This is a genomic window from Sneathiella sp. D3-11 (assembly GCF_055809395.1).
Window position 1 is genome coordinate 3,276,683 of sequence record NZ_CM147911.1, and the last position, 14,890, is coordinate 3,291,572.

Here is a 14,890-nt window from a genome sequence, read left to right on the forward strand (position 1 = left end):
ATTCTGTTAAGATACGTGCAGAGTGAAATGTAATACAAATGAACAAAACAGCACAATTGGCCATCATAGTGGTAATTGCCGCGTTGGGCTATGGGGCGTGGCATTATCAGGACCAGCTTCCCTTCATTGGCGGCGGTAATGGCGAAGCACAGGCCACCAAAGGTCCCAAGCGACCACCGCAGAATGTCATTGTTTCTGCGGTTGTGAGTAAGGCTTTGCCGCGTACCATCACGGCTATCGGCACCGCTCGGGCGAATGAATCGGTGGTGATCACCACAAAAGTCACCGGCAAAACCAGCAAGCTTGATTTCAATGAGGGGCAAAAAGTGAAGGTCGGCAAGCTGCTGGTTCAGCTTGACGATACGGAACTGCGCGCGAACTTAACCGAATCGCAGGCGGCACGCGACAATGCGCAGAAGCTCTATGACCGGGCGTTGAAGCTTTATGCCACGCGAAACGTAGCCAAGGCGCAGGTTGATTTGCTTCTTGCTGAGTTGCAGGCGGCGGAGGCGGCAGTTTCAGCGCAAAAAGCACGACTTAGTGACTATCGGATCGTGGCACCCTTTTCTGGCGTTCTCGGATTCCGGGAGGTGAGTGTTGGCTCGCTCGTGCAGCCGGGGGATATCATTACCACGCTCGACGATACGGATACGATCAAGGTGGATTTTGATCTGCCGGAAACTTATATCGCTGATGTCGGGCCGGGTCTGAAATTCTCTGCGAAGAATGCTGCCTATCGCGATCATGTATTCGAAGGGCAGGTCAATACCATCTCTACCCGGGTGAATGAATATACTCGTGCGGTTCGGGTGCGCGGATCGGTTCCGAATGGAGACGGGCTTTTGAAACCGGGTATGTTCCTCTCTGTCGAATTGCAGATCAGTGTCGATGAGAATGCACTCCTGGTCTCTGAAGAGGCGGTTGTGCTTACGATTTCCGGGCCTATCGTCTATGCGGTAGTGAATGACAAAGCGGTGCGTACGCCGGTAAAAATTGGGCGCCGTATCAGAGGTTTCGTGGAAATTATTGAGGGATTGCAAGAAGGTGATCCGGTGATCACTGAAGGCCTTCAGAAGGTCAAGGATGGTGCTCCTGTCAAACCGAGCGCGGCGGTTTCAACCTCTGAGGCATCGTAATGCGGTTGCCCGATCTCGCCATCAAGCGCCCGGTTCTGGCCATCGTTTTTTCGGCCGTTCTGGTCCTATTCGGGCTTTTTTCCTATCAATCCTTAAGCGTTCGGGAATATCCGGATATCGACAGCCCGAATGTCTCGATCCAGACCTCCTATCGAGGGGCATCGGCAGAAATTATCGAAAGCCAGATAACCCAGGTAATCGAGGATGCGGTTGCCGGAATCAGCGGTGTGGAACGAATTTCCTCCACCAGCCGGGAGGAGTATTCGACGGTCGGCGTGGAATTTTCGCTAAGCCGGGATATTGAATCTGCGACTAATGATGTGCGCGATCGTATTTCCCGCATCGTCAACCAACTTCCCGAAGAGGCCGATCTCGCCGCGTATTTCAAAATCCGAGAGTGACGCGCGGCCCATCCTTTGGCTGTCTCTGACCAGTGACAGATTCAACCAGCTTGAACTCACTGATTATGCAGAACGAAACCTTGTCGATCCCCTCTCAACCGTTGATGGGGTAGCAAATGTGCGCATCGGTGGTGCACGTCGCTATGCCATGCGCATCTGGCTTGATACACCGGCAATGGCCGCACGCGGCGTAACGGTTGCGGATATTGAATTCGCCATTCGCGAACAAAATGTGCAGATTCCTTCCGGTCGAATTGAATCGAACATGCGGGAGTTCAGCATCAAGACACAGTCTGACCTCCGGACTGCGGAGGAATTCCGCCGGATCATCATCTATGATTATGCGGAGGGGCGGGTGCGCCTCGGCGATGTGGCTGAGGTGGAGATTGCGCCGGAAAATGATCGGACGAATCTTCGGGTTAACGGGCAAACAGCCATCGGCCTTGGCGTGGTTCGCCAATCGGGCGCCAATGTGCTGGAGGTTGCCAACGGCGTGAAGAAGATTGTCGAACGGTTGAAGAACAATCTTCCCACCGGCCTCGATATCCGGGTGTCATATGACCAATCGGTCTTCATCAGCCAGTCTATCAAGGAGGTATTCTTCGCCCTCGGCGTTGCCATGATCCTTGTTATCCTGGTTATCTTTTTCTTCCTGAGATCCATCGCGGCCACCTTTATTCCGGCCGTTGCAATCCCGGTATCGATCATTGCCACGCTGACAATTCTTGGGGCGCTTGATTATTCCGTAAATGTGCTGACGCTGCTTGCGCTGGTGCTTGCTATCGGTCTTGTTGTCGATGACGCAATTGTCGTGCTTGAGAATATCCATCGCCGGATTGAAGCGGGGGAGCCGCCGCTTCTTGCTGCGAGCCGGGGGGCGAAACAGGTCGGGTTTGCCGTTGTTGCGACGACCATCGTCTTGATCGCTGTCTTTATCCCGATTTCATTCCTCGATGGCACGACGGGCCGGTTGTTCAGAGAATTTGGCGTTGCGGTTGCCGCCGCCGTGATGTTTTCCTCCTTCGTTGCATTGACACTGACGCCGATGCTTTGCTCAAAGCTACTCGTTGAGACGAATAAGGAAGGCTGGTTCTATAAATCGACGGAGCGTCTATTCACTGGCCTCGCTACACTTTATGGCAATGCGTTGAAATGGACACTGAAAATACCACTGGTGGTCGTGGCAATTGCTATCGGGCTTTCGGCGTTGGCCTATAGTTTCTATGACGTTATCCCAAAGGAATTTGCCCCGACGGAGGATCGCGGTGTCTTTTATATGCCGGTGAAAGGCCCTGAAGGGGCCACCATGGAATATACGCGTAATAATGTCGACAGGATCGAGGAGGTATTGAAACCTCTCGAAGAAAGTGGTGAGGCTTCGCGCCTTTTTGCTTTTCTTGGCACCTTCCGTCAGCCCGGACCGGTGAATGAGGCCTTCATGCTCGTGGGACTAGTCCCTTGGGAAGAGCGGTCGCGGTCGCAACAGGAAATCGTTAATGAGGTGTTCCCTAAACTGCTCGCCATTCCGGGTGTGAAAGTTTTTGCAATCAACCCCGCCAGTCTTGGTCAGCGCGGTTTTTCCGCTCCGGTCCGAATTATTATTGGCGGTCCCTCCTATGACGTCATCAATGAATGGGTGGACAGGGTTATCGCCCGGGCGCAGGAAAATCCGCAGCTTCTTAACATCACCAAGGATTTTGAGGAAACCCAGCCGCAGATCCATCTGGATATTGATCGGGCGCGAGCCTCTAACCTTGGGGTCACGATTGAGACGATTGGCCGAACCCTTGAAACACTGATGGGCGCGCGCAATGTCACGACCTATGATCAAGGAGGCAAGCAGTATGAAGTCATTGTTCAGGCCCGCAAAGAAGATCGCGGGAGCCGGGATGATCTGTCGAACGTCTATGTCCGCTCAGAGGTTGCAGATCAGCTGATCCCGCTCTCCGGTTTTGTGACACTAAGGGAAGAGGCCGGGCCGGGTGAACTCAAACGTACCGACCGACTTCGTACGATTGAAATATCGGCCTCTCTCGGGCCGGACTACACGTTGGAGAAGGCGCTCAATTATCTGGAAACCATCGTCCGCGAAGAAGCCGGAGAAGAAGCGACAATCTCCTACGATGGCCTTAGTCGCTCATATAAGGATTCCAATCAGGCATTGGTCTTCACCTTTGTGACGGCGCTTCTCGTGGTGTTTCTTGCTCTTGCCGCGCAGTTTGAAAGCTTCATCCACCCTATGATTATCATGACGACGGTGCCGCTCGCTATTACCGGCGCGCTGGGCTCTATCCTGCTGGCTGGGCTGACGCTCAATATCTATAGCCAGATCGGGATGATCATGCTGATCGGACTGACGGCGAAGAATGCTATTTTGATTGTGGAGTTTGCGAACCAGCTCCGGGATGAAGGCGCGGATATCCTGGCCGCGATACAGGAGGCGGCGATCATCCGTCTGCGCCCGATCCTGATGACAACAATTTCAACGGCCCTTGGGGCGGTGCCACTTGCCATTGCGACTGGTGCTGGCGCTGAAAGCCGGGAAGCAATTGGCATTGTCATTATCGGCGGTATGATATTCTCGACCATTCTGTCTTTGTTCGTTGTGCCGGTGGTATACATCCTGTTGGCCCGCTTCAGCCGTCCTTCTGGTTATCTTGCGGCGCGGCTGAATGAGCTCGAAACTGCGCATTCGGATATCCACAAATAGGGTAAGCGGGAAACCGATGGGATTGATTCTTTTTTAGCAGCGGACGGTAATCGCTGTTCCATCGTGGGGCGAGCGCGGCTATGATAGGCGCGGCTTAGATGTTTGGGCGCCTTATTTTTCAAGGAACAGGTTAAATGTCAGACAAGGGGAAATTTCTATTGCTGACCGGTGCGAGCCGGGGAATTGGGCATGCCACGGTCAAACGATTTAGTGCCGCAGGCTGGCGGGTTCTGACCGTGTCGCGACAGGAATTTTCTGAATATTGCCCCTGGGAGGGTGGCGAGAAGGATCATTTGCAGATTGATCTGGCGGATATCGAAGCCTTGCCAACGGCGATTGAGCATATCCGAGAGAAGTTGGAGGGGGCACCTCTGCATGCGCTGGTGAATAACGCCGGAGTGTCGCCAAAGGGGCCGGAGGGAGCGCGGTTCAGCACGCTCAATTCCTCTTATGCCGATTGGCTGCATGTCTATAACGTCAATCTTTTTGCGCCGTTGATGTTGGCACAGGGTCTGTTTGACGAACTGGTTGCCGCGAAAGGGACGATCGTTAATGTCACGTCGATCGCGGGTAGCCGGGTGCATCCCTTCGCGGGATCAGCTTATGGAACATCGAAGGCAGCGCTTTCCGCGCTTACACGAGAGATGGCGGCAGATTTCGGACCTCATGGAGTAAGGGTCAACGCCATTGCGCCCGGAGAGATCGACACGTCGATCCTCTCTCCCGGCACAGAGGATATGATTCAGGATATTCCGCTTCGCCGCCTGGGAAAACCGGAGGAAGTTGCTTCCACCATTTATTTCCTCTGCGATGCACCGTCATCCTATGTGACAGGCGCGGAGATCCATATCAACGGCGGCCAGCATGTGTAGTTGGATCGTGAAGTGAATGGTTCCGATAAATATCTGACGAGGCTGATTGAACGCTTTTATCATGAAGCCTGGAACAGAAGGGGCGAGGATTGCGCCCGCGAGATTCTGCACAAAGATTTTGATTTTCGAGGGTCCCTTGGTCCCGTCCGTGTAGGGCCGGAGGGGTTTATCCAGTATATGCGTGAACTCTGGATCGGCCTTCCTGACTTTCGCTGCGATATCGAGGATGTCGTGGATGAGGGCGACAGCGTTGCCGCAAGGATGAAGTTTTCCGGCACGCATAAGGGGTCATTCTACGGCGTTCCAGGAACGGGCAAGACAATCATCTGGGCGGGCGGCGCCTTCTTCAAGGGCAATGGGAAGCAGATCACGGCGCTCTGGGTGTTGGGGGATATTGACGCCATAAAGCGCCAGCTTGGCCCATCGGCGAACTCTAATTTTGCCTGAATGAAATAACCATGAACCTCCCCGGAACTGCAGGCTATGTCGAAGCAGCGGAGCGACTGATTCCGCGTTATGAGGCGCTGGAATTTGACGAGCTGCATGCCGTCATGCTTGATTTGATGCCGCAAAAGCCTCTCCGGTTACTGGATATCGGGGCAGGCACGGGGCGGGATGCAGCTTGTTTTGCGGCGCAAGGCCATCAGGTAACCGCCGCCGAGCCGACCGATGCCTTTCGCCTTGCAGGGATGCGCCTTCATGCTGCTTATGATATCGAGTGGATTGATGACGGTCTGCCGCACCTTGCGGCACTTTCGGGGCAAGACAATGCATTTGATTTTGTTCTACTCACAGGTGTCTGGATGCATCTGGACAAGGCGGAGCGGATGACCGCGATGCCGGTGCTTGCCTCTCTCATGGCGCCGGGCGCGCGTCTCATCCTGTCGCTTCGTCATGGGCCGGTGCCGGAAGGGCGACGGATGTTTGAGGTGACAGGAGAGGAGACAATTGATCTTGCTGAAGCGGCAGGCTTGAGCCTTCTGCGAGAGCGCTATACGGAGTCCATCCAGCCTGAAAATCGCGCCAACGGCGTGCACTGGACAATGCTCGCCTTTCGCCGCTAAGCGTTGAAAGCTTTTAGCGCGGTCATGGCGATATGCGGGTTTTCGACAATCGCCGGGTCGGTAAAACGGCCGTCTTTGATGCTTTGGAATCCCAGAATGTTTTCCATGTCCTCAGCATTGACAGTGCGAAACCCCATCGACCAGCCCGGAAAGTTGCGCTTTTCTGTTTTGCCCTTGCGCAGCAGGATAAGCCCATCATGGCGGTGATCCTTGCCAATCCGCTCATAGGCATTCTTAATGTTCTCCGCCCGGCCTTCCAACACCTGCATGAAGTTGCCGTCCTTATAAAGTAGCATGCCGGTGATATTGTCAGCGGTGTTGCGGGAGCGGCTCGTCTCTAGGATCGCCATTAGCTCCGCCTCATTCATGAGGTGGCTGGCGGTACTTACATAAACGAGATAGTGCACCTTCACGCTCCTCTCGTGGTGGCGGGATGGAAATAGTTTAGATTTCCTGCCAGTTTTCCCTGAACGCCATCGCGGCGATGTCGTCAAGGCCCTTGGTAAAGCGGTCGAACATTTCGTCGATTTCGCTTTCTGTGATGATCAACGGTGGGCAAAGGGCGAGATTGTCGCCTGCAACCGCCCGGCTGATAACGCCAGCGTCCTGCATGGCCTGCGCCGTTTTCGCACCTGCCTTGAATTTCGGGTCAAAGGAACGCTTGGTCTTTTTATCGGCCACCAGCTCAATCGCGCCGATCAGCCCCATGGAGCGAACTTCCCCGACTAGCGGATGATCCGTAAGGGCGTTGAACCGTTCGTTAAAGCGTTTTGAGACATGGCGCACATGGCCGAGGATATTGCGCTCCTCCATCAGTTCCATTGTCCGCATACCCACGGCGGCTGGCACCGGATGTCCGGAATAGGTGAAGCCATGGGCGAAAGCACCGTGTTTCTCACTCTGTTTGACCATCCCGTCGAATATATCCTGCGACACCATCACTGCCGAGATCGGCAAATAGGCGCTGGAGAGGGCTTTTGCGCAGGAGAGAATATCCGGCTGGATATCGAAGGTCTGCGAGCCCCACATCTGGCCTGTCCGTCCGAAACCACAGATCACTTCATCGGCGATCATCAGCACATCATATTTTTTCAGGACCGCCTGGATCTTCTCGAAATAGGTGGCCGGCGGAATAATTACGCCACCAGCGCCCATGATCGGCTCGGCGATAAAGGCGGCGACCGTGTCCGGCCCTTCCTTCAGGATCAGCTGTTCGAGGTCATCGGCGCAGCGTGCCGCGAATTCCTCCTCAGTCTCGCCATCCTTGCCATAGCGGTAGTAATGCGGGCAGGAGGTATGCAGGATATTCTGGATCGGCAGGTCGAAGTCGTTATGCAGCGGCGGCAGGCCGGTCAGGCTCGCGGCTGCGACCGTGACGCCATGATAGGCCTTTTGACGGGAAATGATCTTCTTTTTCTTCGGACGACCAAGGCTGTTGTTATAATACCAGACAAGTTTGATGACTGTATCGTTGGCCTCTGATCCAGAGTTGGCAAAGAACACCTTCGAGAAAGGCGCGGGCGCAATTTCGAGGAGTTTCTCCGCTAGGCGTATTCCTGGCTCTGTCGATTTGCTGGCAAAGGAATGATAGAAGGGCAGCTTGCGCATCTGGTCGATGGCGGCCTCGATCAGTTCCTCTTCACCAAAACCGAAGGAGGCGCACCACAGGCCGGCCAGTCCCTCAATATATTCCTTGCCGTCTTCATCAAAGACATGAACCCCCTTACCAGTTTCAATAATAAGCGGACCTTCGGTCAGATGGGTCGAGAGGTTGGTGTAGGAATGGATCAGGCTTTTCGCATCGCGTGCGGCAAGGGAATTTCCCTGAAGAAGGCTTGGGCTGCTCATTACAATATCCTCGAAAAAGAATTTGAAACGTTTCTATATTTGTAGAGCGAATATCCAGCCCCTGTCAAAGCCCGTTTACAACTATCTTGCCTGACTTCCCGCTCCATGGCTTAATAGACGAAATAATCGGGGAAGTGGTCGTATGAGTGAGTATTTTACCTATTCCGGTGCGGAAGGGCAGGCAATCCATATTTACCGGTGGGTGGGTGAGAAAAAACCAAAAGCGATTATACAGATCGCGCATGGTATGGCGGAACATGGGGCTCGTTATGAGAGGCTTGCCCGGGCCCTCAATGAATTTGGCTATATCGTCTATGCGAATGACCATCGCGGCCATGGTCAGACGATTGCGGACGGAGAGGTGCCAGGCCACATGGGGGATGACGACGGCTGGAACAAAGCGGTTGAGGATATGTATCTGCTCAACCGGGAGATCGCCGTAGAGCATCCGGGCCTACCGATCCTGATGCTCGGTCATTCGATGGGTTCCTTCATGACGCAGCAATATATGGCGCAGCATGGGGAGACGATTGCCGGGGCTGCGCTCTCCGCGACCAACGGTCCGCCCGGCGCTATCGGCCGGATAGCCCAACTTGTTATCCGGTTTGAAAAGCTGCGCTTCGGTGCGCGCGGGCACAGCCCCATCATAGCGGGAATGACGTTTAAGACATTTAATAAGCAGTTTGCGCCGAACCGGACGGAATTTGACTGGCTCTCGCGGGACGAGGCAGAGGTCGATAAATATGTGGCCGATCCGCTCTGCGGGTATGAGTGCTCGGTCGCAACCTGGCGCGGGCTTCTCGATGCACTCCCAAAAATTGCCGGTGCGTCGGCACTTAAAAAAATGAACAAACAGATGCCGATTTTTGTCTTTAACGGAAGCGAGGACCCTGTCGGTGAGAATACGAAAGGCGTGAAGCGGCTCCTTGCGGCCTATCACCGACATGGTTTTACGCGAGTTACCCATAAGTTCTATGTCGGCGGTCGTCATGAGATGCTGAACGAGATCAACCGTGATGAGGTGACAACGGACTTCATCGCCTGGGCGAACAGCGTTATAGGCTGACCTCTACGCGTCGCGTCGGACTAGACAGCAATAGGTTGTTGCCATAAAGTTTTTCCGCTCTCAATAAACAAGGAAAAACAACATGAGCGGACAGGCACAGGATCGTTATACTCTCATCGGCGGCAACGCCTCCCCATATTCGCTGAAAATGCGCGCCCATATGCATTACCGGCGGCTGCCCTATGACTGGATTCTTCGTTCAGAGGAAAACGATCATCTGCTGGAAGGATTGCGTCCGGTTCTTGTGCCGGTACTGAAGTTCCCAGAGGATGGCAGCCTGCATCTCGACAGCACGCGGTTGATCTACATGCTGGAAGAGCGGCATCCGGATGGCCGCTCGGTCATTCCCGATCATCCTGCCCATGCCTTCCTGGCCCATCTGGTGGAGGATATGGGCGATGAATGGGTCACCAAGATGATGTTTCATTACCGCTGGGCCTATGAGGCGGATATTCATTATGCCGCGCATTGGATCGCCGATGACCGCTCCCCCAACGCCTCGGATGAGGAACGAGAGAAGTTTGCTGAATTTTTCACCGAGCGGCAGATAGGGCGCATGCCGCTTGTCGGCTGTACAACGGAAAATGCTCCGATTATTGAGTCAGGCTTCCATCATATTCTCGCGCTGCTTCATGCTGATGTCGGTCAGTATAAATATCTTTTCGGGACACGCCCCTCTATGGCGGATTTCGGTCTCTATGGGCAGCTTCGGACTCTGTCTATTGATCCGACGCCCATGTCAATCATGCGGGAGGAAGCGCAGCGGGCGGAAAGCTGGCTCAGGCAGCTTGATGACGCGTCGGGCGTTGAGGGGGACTGGTTTGCTGTCGGTGACCTGCCGGAAATGACAAAGGGCATAATTACTTATTGTGCCGAAATTTACTTGCCCTTCCTTGCCGCGAATGCCGCCGCGATTGAGCGGGGCGAGGAGACATTCATAGCCGAGCTCGAGGGCAAGCCCTATACGCAGGGCGTCTTTAAATATCAGATGAAATGTCTGGGCGAGTTGAAAGCGCGCTTCAAAGCGCTCCCCGAGGAGGCCAAGTCTGTTGTTGATGGCCTGATCGGGGAGGCGGGCATTAAAATTCTCAGCTAGCCTTAGATTGAAAAGCCGCCAAGCTTGGTTTCAAGATATTCCATGATCCCTTCCTTGGCGCCTTCACGGCCGAGACCGCTGTCCTTCATCCCGCCGAAGGGGGCGGCGGCGCTGGTCGGGTTGATATCATTGATGCCAATGATGCCGAAGCGAAGCCCTTCAAACATCCGCATGGCGCGGGAGATATCGCGGGTATAGACATAAGCCGCGAGGCCATATTCTGTATCATTTGCCTTTTCCAGCACCTCCGCCTCGCTCTCGAAACGGATGATCGGGGCGACGGGGCCGAAGGTTTCCTCCCGATAGATCAGCATGTCTTCCGTGACATTGGCGAGCACGGTCGGGGCGTAGAAATAACCCTTGTCGAGCCCGTTGGATTTGATAGGTACGCCGCCGGTGACCAGCTCTGCGCCCTTGGAAATGGCATCCTGCACCTGGCGTTCCACCTTGTCGATGGCCGCCTGATTGACCAGCGGGCCAATGGCGACCCCATCCTCGAACCCGCTACCTGCTTTCATCTTGGAGACCCGCTCCTCAAAAGTGGCGACGAACTGGTCGTAGGAGCCGTTCTGCACGAAGAAGCGGTTGGGGCTGATGCAGGCCTGTCCGGTGTTGAGGAACTTGACGAGAGATCCGCCCTTGGCCGCATGGGCGGGGTCGACATCCTCGAACACCACGAAGGGCGCATGACCACCAAGCTCCGCAGAGACGCGCTTCATATTGGCGCTGGCCTGCCCGGCCAGCATCTTGCCGACATTGGTGGAACCGGTAAAGGTAAGCTTGCGGACGGACGGATGGCTGGTGAACACTTCGCCAACCGGTTTCGGGTCTGCTGCGGTCACGAGATTGACAACCCCCGGCGGGATGCCGGCGGCCTCGAATATCTCAAACATCGCAATGGCGCAAAGCGGTGTGGCCTCGGCGGGCTTCATTACGACTGTGCAACCTGCGGCGAGGGCCGGGCCGACTTTCCGCGTGATCATCGAGATCGGATAGTTCCAGGGCGTGACCGCCGCAACCACGCCGACTGGCTGATGCAGCACCATGAACCGCTGATCCCCGCGAGAGGAGGGGAGGATTTCGCCGTTTACGCGCTTCGCTTCCTCGGCATACCAGAGCAGGAAGTCCGCACCATATTGCACTTCATTGCGGGCGGCTTTAAGCGGCTTGCCTTGTTCCTCAGTCATCGTGCGAGCGAGATCTTCTTTCCGCTCGATCATGATCTGGTAGGCTTTATAGAGATAGGCGCTCCGTTGATAGGCGGTGGTCTTCGACCAATCGCGGAAGGCGACATCCGCCGCTTCGATCGCACGGGTAGCCTCCGCCGCGCCGCCATCGGCGACTTGCTTGATCACATCTCCCGTCGCGGGATTAAAAACGTCGAAGCTGTTGCCTTTGTCAGCGGCGATCCATTTTCCGTCTATATACATTTTTTGAAACCTTTCGCGTCGGCGGGAAATTCATATTTTTGATTTTCGCGCAGTCTACTCATTTATCCACGCCAGTAAAGCGGGTCAATCTGCCGCATCTACGGCCTGACCCGCAAGGCGTGTCCGTTCCCGATCCTTGATCATCCGGGAGGTGAGGCGGGAGCCGTCTTCGCTCCAACCGGGCGGACCGAAGACATACATAAATCGAGCCTTGAGGCTTTTCGCATGGGTAAGGTCAGCAAAAATACCGGCCCATTCATGAAAGGCGATGATCAGGGGATTGAAGCTGGCAATCTGCTTGACGATGCCGTAGTGACAAGGTTCGGCTTTGTCTTCGGGCACGAAGTTGCCGAACAGCTTGTCCCAGATAATAAATATTCCGGCATAGTTGGCATCGAGATAGCGCGGATTGATGGCGTGATGCACCCGGTGGTGCGAGGGGGTGTTCATCACGGCCTCAACCGGTTTCCACATCCTGTCAATTGCCTCGGTATGGATCCAGAACTGGTAAACGAGGCTGATCCCCTTCTGGAAAAGGATCAGCGCGAGTGGAAAGCCGATGAAGGATAGCAGCAGCCAGGGTATCCAAGTGCCGATAAATGCGCCGGTCCATGTCTGGCGTAGCGCGGTGGTCAGGTTGTAATATTGCGAGGAGTGATGATTGATATGTGCCGCCCACCAGATGCGATGCTCATGGCTGAGGCGGTGGAACCAGTAATAGACGAAATCCTCGGCGAACAGGATCAGCACGAACGCCCACCAGTGATAGCCGATGTCGAACAGGCGATATTGATAGACCCAGAGCGCCACCGCCCCGACAATCCCGAAATTCACGAGCCCTATGGCGAAATTGCCGAGGCCCATCAGGAGGGAAGCCGCGGAATCCCGCATCTCGTAATTGGATTTTTTTGGTGCATAGCGACCGATCACCGCCTCAATCAGGATTAGGAGGACGAAGGCCGGAATGGCAAAAGTGACCGGATCAGGCAGCTGCATCTTTTTCTCCGTTAATCATTGCCTCAATGACCGTGCGATCTGTCGCGGTAGTGGTGAATGTGACCGAAGGATACGCAAATCCTTGTCGCGGGATGTAAAGCGCATTTTCCTGCCGCCAGATCGTTTTTCCAATGTCGGCAGACCCCAGTATTTGAAGCACCAGCTTGTTCCCGAAGCTTCGGATGAGGACCAAGCCCCTAGAGTTGCGCCAGCGAACCAGAGCGAATTTTCCGTCTTTGCTGATAACGGAACTTTCGATTGCCTCGTTTGGTTCCTGGTGGCTGAGAAATTGCGCCACTGTCTCGGCTGTCAGTTCTGCATCCCGCCGGCCCGCCACCAGCCGGATGACGAGAATCACGATCAGTACCGCGCCCGCCGCGGCGGGCAAAAGTATCAGCGGATCGATGGCCATTCCCGAATGCCCCTTGATCTGTTATTTTCTACGCTATTGATACAAAAATTATGAAGTTTTGACAAAATTCACGCATATGAAACAGTTTGATTGCGCTGATCCCCTACGTAAATAATATGGGGGTGCGGCGAATGATCGCGAATCTTAAAGGGTCTTTACCTTGGGCGTGTGCGGTTTTATGCTGCGCGTAATTAGTCTAACAAGCAACAAACATGGGATAAACTTAATGCTAGGTCTTATTCAGGATCGGCCTCTGCTGATTTCTTCTTTAATAGAATATTCGGGTCTTAATCATGGCGACGTGGAAATTGTTTCGCGCTCGGTTGAGGGACCAATCCATCGTACCAATTACCGCAATATAAACCTCCGGGCGAAAAAGCTGGCGCAGGCATTGGGTAAGCTCGGCGCGGAGCTGGGTGACCGGATCGGCACAATTGCCTGGAATGGCTACCGTCATATGGAGATTTACTTTGGTGTTTCCGGCATGGGGGCCGTCTGCCATACGATCAATCCGCGGCTTTTTCCTGAGCAGATTGCCTATATCGTCAATCATGCCGAAGACAAATATATATTCGTCGATTTGACCTTCGTGCCCCTGATTGAGGCGCTGAAGGATCACCTCAAAAACGTGAAAGGCTTTATCGTGATGACCGATGAGGCCCATATGCCGGAAAGCGCGCTCGATAACCTGCTGTGTTACGAGACACTGGTCGAAGCGGAAGATGGTGATTATGCCTGGCCGCAGTTCGACGAAATGACGGCCTGCTCGCTTTGCTATACGTCCGGCACAACAGGCAACCCCAAGGGTGTTCTCTACGCCAACCGGTCAACCGTGCTGCATAGCTTCTGCGTCTGCGCCAATGATGGCCTTGGAGTAAGTAACCGAGATAGCATTCTGGCGGTGGTGCCGATGTTCCACGCCAACGCCTGGGGTCTGCCCTATGCCGCGGCCATGTGCGGGGCGAAAATGGTGATGCCGGGCGCGGCAATGGACGGCCCCTCGCTTTACGAATTGATGGAGGCGGAAGGCGTGACATTGTCGGCCGGTGTGCCGACCATCTGGATGATGCTGCTGGGTCATGTGAAGGAGAATAACCTCAAATTTTCAACGATGAAGCGCACAGTGATTGGCGGTTCCGCTGCACCACGGTCGATGATTGAAACCTTTGTTGACGGCCATGGGGTCGAGGTAATTCACGCCTGGGGCATGACGGAAACAAGCCCACTCGGCACGACCGGCAATCTTCTCAAGAAGCATGAAAATCTCTCCGAGAAGGAGAGAACTGATATCCGTGTCAAACAGGGACGAACAGTTTTTGGGGTTGAACTTAAGATCACCGGGGATGACGGCGAGGAACTGCCGCGCGATGGCGTTGCCTTCGGCGACCTTAAAGTGCGCGGCCCTTGGATCACCAGCGGATATTTCAAGGGGGAGGGAGGCCAAGTCCTCGACGACGACGGCTGGTTCACCACCGGCGACGTTGGCACCATTGACCCAGATGGCTATATGCAGATCACCGACCGCTCTAAGGATGTGATCAAGTCGGGCGGGGAGTGGATATCCTCCATCGATGTGGAGAATGAAGCACTCGGCTGCCCGGGCATTGTTGAGGCCGCCGTGATCGCCATTCCGCATCCGAAATGGGACGAGCGCCCATTGGTTATTGCTGTGAAGGAGAAGGATCACGCTGTGACACGCGAAGATGTGCTTCATCATCTGGAGAACAGCCTTGCAAAATGGCAGCTCCCTGATGATGTGGTTTTCGTTGACGAACTCCCACATACCGCGACAGGCAAGCTCTTGAAGACCAAGCTCCGTGAGGACTTCAAGGACTACAAACTGCCAACAGCCTGATCGG

General features: G+C 54.7%; 14 protein-coding genes. 9 read left to right on the plus strand and 5 right to left on the minus strand.

Annotation, left to right across the window (positions count from 1 at the left end):
* Positions 1 to 38 precede the first annotated feature (38 nt).
* From AC0L73_RS16560 to AC0L73_RS16585, 6 genes are all read left to right on the plus strand, one after another.
* On the plus strand, positions 39 to 1,136 hold the full coding sequence (locus tag AC0L73_RS16560; RefSeq protein WP_473654291.1) for an efflux RND transporter periplasmic adaptor subunit: 1,098 nt from the start codon (positions 39 to 41) through the stop codon (positions 1,134 to 1,136).
* Positions 1,136 to 1,537: an efflux RND transporter permease subunit gene (locus tag AC0L73_RS16565; RefSeq protein ID WP_473654292.1), complete on the plus strand. Its 402-nt coding sequence runs from the start codon at positions 1,136 to 1,138 to the stop codon at positions 1,535 to 1,537. The genes AC0L73_RS16560 and AC0L73_RS16565 overlap by 1 nt, the downstream gene beginning before the upstream one ends.
* Entirely contained in the window at positions 1,452 to 4,247 is a 2,796-nt protein-coding gene (locus AC0L73_RS16570) for an efflux RND transporter permease subunit (protein WP_473654293.1), read from the plus strand. Before AC0L73_RS16565 ends, AC0L73_RS16570 begins: the two co-directional genes overlap by 86 nt.
* 134 nt (positions 4,248 to 4,381) lie before the next feature.
* Positions 4,382 to 5,119, plus strand: coding sequence for an SDR family NAD(P)-dependent oxidoreductase (locus AC0L73_RS16575; RefSeq protein ID WP_227951533.1), 738 nt, complete (start codon positions 4,382 to 4,384; stop codon positions 5,117 to 5,119).
* A gap of 12 nt (positions 5,120 to 5,131) precedes the next feature.
* Entirely contained in the window at positions 5,132 to 5,566 is a 435-nt protein-coding gene (locus tag AC0L73_RS16580; protein WP_473654294.1) for an ester cyclase, read from the plus strand.
* A gap of 11 nt (positions 5,567 to 5,577) precedes the next feature.
* On the plus strand, positions 5,578 to 6,183 hold the full coding sequence (locus AC0L73_RS16585; protein WP_473654295.1) for a class I SAM-dependent methyltransferase: 606 nt from the start codon (positions 5,578 to 5,580) through the stop codon (positions 6,181 to 6,183).
* Here AC0L73_RS16585 and AC0L73_RS16590 read toward each other — a convergent pair.
* Positions 6,180 to 6,590 (minus strand): BLUF domain-containing protein, encoded by a 411-nt coding sequence (locus AC0L73_RS16590; RefSeq protein WP_473654296.1) that lies wholly within the window; start codon positions 6,588 to 6,590, stop codon positions 6,180 to 6,182. The two genes, AC0L73_RS16585 and AC0L73_RS16590, sit on opposite strands and share 4 nt — an antisense overlap.
* A 37-nt stretch (positions 6,591 to 6,627) precedes the next feature.
* Complete coding sequence (locus AC0L73_RS16595; RefSeq protein ID WP_227951540.1) at positions 6,628 to 8,031, minus strand: aspartate aminotransferase family protein; 1,404 nt, start codon at positions 8,029 to 8,031, stop codon at positions 6,628 to 6,630.
* Positions 8,032 to 8,173: 142 nt separating this feature from the next.
* Here AC0L73_RS16595 and AC0L73_RS16600 point away from each other — a divergent pair, with 142 nt between their 5' ends.
* Together AC0L73_RS16600 and AC0L73_RS16605 are read left to right on the plus strand one after the other, a co-directional pair.
* Entirely contained in the window at positions 8,174 to 9,097 is a 924-nt protein-coding gene (locus tag AC0L73_RS16600; protein WP_473654297.1) for a lysophospholipase, read from the plus strand.
* A gap of 82 nt (positions 9,098 to 9,179) precedes the next feature.
* Entirely contained in the window at positions 9,180 to 10,193 is a 1,014-nt protein-coding gene (locus AC0L73_RS16605) for a glutathione S-transferase N-terminal domain-containing protein (protein WP_473654298.1), read from the plus strand.
* Positions 10,194 to 10,195: 2 nt separating this feature from the next.
* Here AC0L73_RS16605 and AC0L73_RS16610 read toward each other — a convergent pair whose 3' ends face one another.
* The 3 genes from AC0L73_RS16610 to AC0L73_RS16620 all read right to left on the minus strand — a co-directional run bounded on the left by AC0L73_RS16610 (position 10,196) and on the right by AC0L73_RS16620 (position 13,031).
* On the minus strand, positions 10,196 to 11,623 hold the full coding sequence (locus AC0L73_RS16610; protein ID WP_473654299.1) for an NAD-dependent succinate-semialdehyde dehydrogenase: 1,428 nt from the start codon (positions 11,621 to 11,623) through the stop codon (positions 10,196 to 10,198).
* Between the two features lie 84 nt (positions 11,624 to 11,707).
* Complete coding sequence (locus AC0L73_RS16615; protein ID WP_473654300.1) at positions 11,708 to 12,619, minus strand: sterol desaturase family protein; 912 nt, start codon at positions 12,617 to 12,619, stop codon at positions 11,708 to 11,710.
* Positions 12,606 to 13,031, minus strand: coding sequence for a hypothetical protein (locus AC0L73_RS16620; protein WP_473654301.1), 426 nt, complete (start codon positions 13,029 to 13,031; stop codon positions 12,606 to 12,608). The genes AC0L73_RS16615 and AC0L73_RS16620 overlap by 14 nt, the downstream gene beginning before the upstream one ends.
* A gap of 226 nt (positions 13,032 to 13,257) precedes the next feature.
* Between AC0L73_RS16620 and AC0L73_RS16625 the strand changes: the two genes are divergently transcribed.
* Positions 13,258 to 14,886 carry a 3-(methylthio)propionyl-CoA ligase gene (locus tag AC0L73_RS16625; protein ID WP_473654302.1) on the plus strand — a complete coding sequence of 543 codons (1,629 nt, stop codon included), beginning with the start codon at positions 13,258 to 13,260 and terminating at the stop codon, positions 14,884 to 14,886.
* Positions 14,887 to 14,890 lie beyond the last annotated feature (4 nt).